This is a genomic window from Nostoc sp. WHI (assembly GCF_015714725.1).
GTDB lineage: Bacteria > Cyanobacteriota > Cyanobacteriia > Cyanobacteriales > Nostocaceae > Nostoc.
In genome coordinates this window covers 1-5,161 of the sequence record NZ_WBKM01000019.1, presented here as the reverse complement: position 1 = coordinate 5,161, position 5,161 = coordinate 1, and the positions used below count along the sequence as shown (strand labels likewise).

Sequence of the window (5,161 nt, the reverse complement as noted above, 5' to 3'; positions counted from 1 at the left end):
GGTTTGAACATAGTACCTATAAAACAGAAGAAACGGGGCATGGTCGTCATGAAATTCGCCACTACGTCATGTTATCTGATATTCAGTATCGGCTTGATCCTGATTCAGTATGGTCAAACTTTAATAGTATTGGAATGGTAGAATCCGTCCGGCAAGTAGATGGTAAAACAACAGTGGAGACTCGTTATTTTATTAGTAGTCTTGGAGATAATGCCAAACAACTTGCTAATGCTGTTCGCAGTCACTGGGGGATAGAAAATTCATTGCATTGGGTACTGGATGTAGCTTTAAAAGAAGATAATTGCCGGATTAGGAAAGATAATGCTCCACAAAATTTTGCAGTAATGCGGCAGATAGCAGTAAATCTTCTAGGTAAAGAGAATCGTGTAAAAAGGGGAATCAAAAATAAACAGTTTCTAGCAGCAATGGACAATAAATATTTAGAAAGAGTTTTAGCTTTAGCGTAAACTAGCCTGTCAACAATTTAGTTATGATTATTGCTTATTTTTAGGAATAAGCTTACTTATTTATGGCTGAATAGTTAGTTAATTTATCCTTAGACAAGAGTTTTTTCATTAGAGATAAGTTAACTTATATGTTAGTAAAAGGAGCGATTTGTCCTGTTTATCTTTTTGTCAAACTTTGCACTTATATAAATAATTTTGAAATCCTCATTAGTTTTTGTTAGTAAATAAGGTGCGTTTCCCCTGGCACCCCTCCATAGTATACAGTGGCTATTTGATAGCACTGCCGTAAAGCAATTGGCTCAGGTGGTCCATATTCAACGATTACAGTTCTCCAAGGTTCTGACAATGTAGGAGCAGGTCTGCGAATCGGAATACGTAAATCACGTTCACATGCGGCTCTCAGATCAGAGTAAAAGCGCTCATTACAGGTATTCCAGTTGGAACCTAATGTGTAATAGCATTTGTCATGGGTGTCGCAAGCTCCGGTAAAGTTGACAGGTCCCCAAGTGTCTCTAACTTGTCTTGCATTTTGCCAACCACTACAACCATCAGGGGCTTGAGCATAGGGATACTGGGCATTAGGAAAGTCCTGATTAGAAGGAATTCCTTCTACATCAGCATATGAAATATTTGAATAGCTGAAAGCACTTACAGCAAAAAAGATGCTACTCAAACAAACAATTTTTTTGAGCAACGAGGGCGAGAAGCAGTTTTTCATATTTTGCAATTACGGTTCACAACATTAAGGAACGATAAGCACCCGTGGCAATACGTTTAGCTGGAGTAATCATGAAGTTTCGTAAATACCCAGCTTTTCACAAGGCTCAAGATAATCGCACGCCATCGACAATTTCCAGTTACACCCTGACACATAACCTCCTCAATTAGAATCTTTTGCAGAAAATTTTTGAATATCAGTGCAAATAGGCATCACTGTGCCAAATAAAATACTTCTAAAGTCCGTAAATTTTATAGTTGGCTTATCGTTTTGGCTCGTGATTCATTCAGCATTCCACCTTTGAGCCAAAACGTGGAATTGCTGGCTATATGTATTGATCTGGCGTTGAGCCGACAATCGTGTAATTTGCGTTTAGATGGTACAGAGAAGAGCATATACTCTAATAGAAGCCATGACAGCGATCACCTGAATGAATATTGGTATTGAATGTCGTCAAATGTCGCCAAGTTTCAAAGGGTTATACCTGCTCTACGAAGAAGGCGAGTTTTACACTGTCGCAGTTTGGCGAGTTTCAAAACAGCTTATCAACATACTCTTCCAGGTCAGTACGCTTAACTCGCCAGCCTTTACCAATGAGCTTGGCTTTCAAGTCACCTGATGTAATTGCATCCCTGAGAAATTCTCTAGACAACCCAGTTAGCGCTTGTGCCTCTGCAATAGTCAGTAGTAGCTTATCAGCGATCGGCACTACTGGCTGATTGTCACCTCGCAAGAGCAGCCCTTCAATGATTGAGGACAATTTATCAATTACCCCAATCTCGCCAAACTCCGCAATCTCGCCAGAAGAATGCACTAATTTACCTGTCTGTGGCTGTTGCTCTGTCGCTATTTGACGAGATTCAAAGGCTGGTTTTACGGTCGGTTGGTTCAGTTCTTCCTTAAATGCTTCCAGTTCAGTTTGATCAAAGTTGGCAGTGGGACGAGTTTTCCCTTTCTCGTACTTAACGCTGATTCGCCCTTGTTGTACGTAGCGCTCTAAAGCCCTAACACTGACACCCAAGTAATCTGCTGCTTCCTGTTTATTCATAAATCTCGCCAAATATCGTAACTCGCCAAAATAGTATCAGTGATTGGCGAGTTTTGGCGAACTTTGGTGTAGGTGAGCGCTTGGGTTGCTTCTCTATTCATCTCTCTATGGGAGCAACGTCGTATTTTACAGAAAATTTCACCTAAATTGTTCATTCCTTTTTGCTGAAATGAGGGGTTATGCTTTAGACTCCCGGTTTGATTGACCTTCAAGAATTATTTCTAATCAACTGCACCAAAATAGATTCAAGGCTTTGTAGAGCCGCGTTAGTAGTGCGTTGGTGTTCTTCAAAATTTTGCTGGTGCTGTTCGTGGCTATCACGTAACTCAAGCAAGACATCATCCAAAATGGCGCTACGACCTAGTACCCGGTCTACGTTACTTGTTAGTTCTCTCATTTCTTGGCTTAGTTCTCTCATGCCTTGCCTGAGTTCATCAACTTGTGTTTGTGTCTCAGCTTGTCTTTCAGCTAATCCTAAAATTATTTGTTCAGCGCGGTCTAGTCGGCTAGGGAATGGGGTATCGCTCATTTTCTTTTGTTCTGAACTCCTACAATTTTACTTTTTTATTTGATTTGAAGAGATGTCGTCAAACTACACATTTGACGACATCACCGCTCACAAACATTTGGAGTTTTGACAAGATATTGACAACCACAGGTAAACTGATGTACTTATTGACATAGTATGCTAGATTTAGCATACTAACTATTATATGAGTGACACGCACCAAAAACCTCTCAAATGGATTGCAAGCGCTTTAGATGACTTGAAAGAGTTCCCTGAAGACGTGCAAGACGTAATGGGTTACGCCCTTGATGTAGCACAACATGGTGGTAAGCATCCCGATGCAAAGCCTTTGCGCGGTTTTTCAGGAGGCGGGGTTTTAGAGGTTGTAGATGATTTTGATGGAGATACATACCGAGCAGTGTACACTGTAAAATTTGCGGGTTTTGTCTACTTATTACACGCATTTCAAAAGAAGTCAAAACACGGTATTGCTACATCACAACAAGATATAGATTTGGTAAAAAAGAGGTTAAAAGCCGCCCAGGAAGACTATTTTGAACAAGTTGCTAAAGAAAAAGGAGTAAATAAGTGACCAAAGAAAATAGCGTTTATACTAGCAGTGGAAATGTATTTGCTGACTTAGGTTTACCTAATTCTGAAGAGAGATTAGTGAAAGCTGAACTAGCACGCAAAATCAGTGAAGCTATCACTTTCCGTAAATTAACACAAGTCCAAGCTGCTGAACTTTTAGGAATTGATCAACCAAAAATTTCATCATTAGTGAGAGGCAGACTTTCAGGTTTTTCAATTGATAGACTATTTCAATTTTTGAATGATTTAGATAATGACGTAGAGATTGTCATAAAACAAAAACCTGAAGACCGCAACCAAGCTCGGACAACAGTTGTTTGCTAAGTAATAGATTAAAACTTGTGACAGATATATTAAAATACCCCTTTAGAATCAACTAAAGGGGTATTTTAAAAAGTTAGCAATAATCTAGCCTTGCATCATTTTTAGACACTTTTTGGTCGATAAAGCTCTAATCAAGTTCATCATCTTGATCATAATAAGGATGAGTAATTTCAAGTTCTTTTATAGATATTTCAACACTATTTTCATAAATATCTCGATCAGGTAATTCATAATAACCATCATTTAAAATAGAAAAAACTAACTCTTTTTCTTCTTGATCATCTAAATCAATTCCTAAACTCTGACCATCATGTTGAGACAGAAATTTTGATACATTACGTAATTCTATACGCTCAAGTGATTGATTCAGAGGAACAACAATTTCATCTCCGTCATCGTGAGCAGTATAACAAGTACTATATTTCACATAGACCTTCCCATCCCAATCAGGCTTTAAAACTTTTATAGATAAATCTACAAAAGATTCAAAATTGATAAATTCATCATGCTCATCATATATGTACGATAGGAGGTCGTTGGAATTTTGATCACTATCATAATTATCAATTAAAAAGTTAATAAAGTTATCTTTCTCTAACTTTTCATACATATAGCTCAAAATTGTTTTAGCTTGTTCAGACATAGTTATTTGCTCTAAAAAAAGGAATTTAAATTCTAGTATTCCCTATACAATGCCAAAAGCTATCAATCTCTAAAAGGAAATTAAACTATTGAGGGTATGGACAGTGTGCAGAAATATTGCAAAAAGCTAATCGATGGCTGAATGCTTTACAGTAAGCAGGTTTGTGCCGATGTCGTTTCAACTGGATTTATCGACATTTTACAAATCACCCCAATCAAAATTTAAGAAACGTCGAGCATTCAGCTTGGTATATTTTTCAGTGTGTTTGATATCACGGTGTCCCAAGAAGTCTTGGATTTCCCTAGTGTTGTAACCCTGATTCACCAGATAGTAACCGCAAGCATGGCGCATCATGTGGCAGTGTACCTTGATATCAAGCCCAGCCTGTGCCGCCAGTCGCCCAAGCAGCTTTCGCACCGCATCAGTAGACATCACCTCACCACGCTCGGAAACGAAAATATATTTGCTATCGGGCAGCATCTCTCTGAGTTCTTTGAGCAAAACCAATTCATCATGGTATTGAGCGGGAGCAATGCGATTTTGTGAGGTGGTTAAAATTCGGGTACTAAATCACCTATCTAGAGGTGCGATCGCAGCTAAATAACTGTTTTTATTGAGAATCTAGCTCTCTAACTGAGAATTAAAGTCCGATCGGGAGCAATGCGATTTTGTGAGGTCGGACAAAAAAAGTGCGATCGCTAAAAATTATATTCAAGTACGGAGTGATTTTATTTACAAATAAAATATTGATTCGCAGGAGAATTCATCTTGATGAGATATCTCAAAAAGATTGCTAGTAAGTCATTTGACGATTATTTCCCAAAATATCTGTAACAAGCCTTTGATATTTAGTATCAATTAC

At 38.3% G+C, this 5,161-nt stretch carries 9 protein-coding genes; 4 read left to right on the top strand and 5 right to left on the bottom strand.

The features are described 5' to 3' along the window. On the top strand, positions 1-467 hold a 467-nt coding region (locus tag F8S12_RS01865; RefSeq protein WP_196514528.1), incomplete at its 5' end, for an ISAs1 family transposase. A 217-nt stretch (positions 468-684) separates the two neighbouring features. On the opposite strand, the gene F8S12_RS01860 is transcribed toward F8S12_RS01865, so the two are convergent. Next, positions 685-1,185 (bottom strand): hypothetical protein, encoded by a 501-nt coding sequence (locus F8S12_RS01860; RefSeq protein ID WP_196514527.1) that lies wholly within the window; start codon positions 1,183-1,185, stop codon positions 685-687. A gap of 44 nt (positions 1,186-1,229) precedes the next feature. Between F8S12_RS01860 and F8S12_RS41475 the strand changes: the two genes are divergently transcribed. Then, on the top strand, positions 1,230-1,355 hold the full coding sequence (locus tag F8S12_RS41475; RefSeq protein ID WP_269144759.1) for a hypothetical protein: 126 nt from the start codon (positions 1,230-1,232) through the stop codon (positions 1,353-1,355). Positions 1,356-1,717: 362 nt separating this feature from the next. Here F8S12_RS41475 and F8S12_RS01855 read toward each other — a convergent pair whose 3' ends face one another. After that, on the bottom strand, positions 1,718-2,233 hold the full coding sequence (locus tag F8S12_RS01855; RefSeq protein ID WP_196514526.1) for a helix-turn-helix domain-containing protein: 516 nt from the start codon (positions 2,231-2,233) through the stop codon (positions 1,718-1,720). Positions 2,234-2,441: 208 nt separating this feature from the next. Continuing rightward, a complete protein-coding gene (locus F8S12_RS01850; RefSeq protein ID WP_196514525.1) occupies positions 2,442-2,762 on the bottom strand; it encodes a hypothetical protein in 321 nt (106 codons plus the stop codon). A 184-nt stretch (positions 2,763-2,946) separates the two neighbouring features. Between F8S12_RS01850 and F8S12_RS01845 the strand changes: the two genes are divergently transcribed. Then, positions 2,947-3,333 carry a type II toxin-antitoxin system RelE/ParE family toxin gene (locus tag F8S12_RS01845; RefSeq protein WP_196514524.1) on the top strand — a complete coding sequence of 129 codons (387 nt, stop codon included), beginning with the start codon at positions 2,947-2,949 and terminating at the stop codon, positions 3,331-3,333. Next, the gene (locus F8S12_RS01840; RefSeq protein WP_196514523.1) at positions 3,330-3,656 is read left to right on the top strand and encodes a helix-turn-helix domain-containing protein; all 327 of its coding nucleotides are present in this window, start codon (positions 3,330-3,332) and stop codon (positions 3,654-3,656) included. Before F8S12_RS01845 ends, F8S12_RS01840 begins: the two co-directional genes overlap by 4 nt. A gap of 127 nt (positions 3,657-3,783) precedes the next feature. Here F8S12_RS01840 and F8S12_RS01835 read toward each other — a convergent pair whose 3' ends face one another. Next, positions 3,784-4,299 (bottom strand): hypothetical protein, encoded by a 516-nt coding sequence (locus tag F8S12_RS01835; RefSeq protein ID WP_196514522.1) that lies wholly within the window; start codon positions 4,297-4,299, stop codon positions 3,784-3,786. A 198-nt stretch (positions 4,300-4,497) separates the two neighbouring features. After that, on the bottom strand, positions 4,498-4,833 hold the full coding sequence (locus F8S12_RS01830; RefSeq protein ID WP_442946781.1) for a tyrosine-type recombinase/integrase: 336 nt from the start codon (positions 4,831-4,833) through the stop codon (positions 4,498-4,500). Between the last annotated feature and the right edge of the window lie 328 nt (positions 4,834-5,161).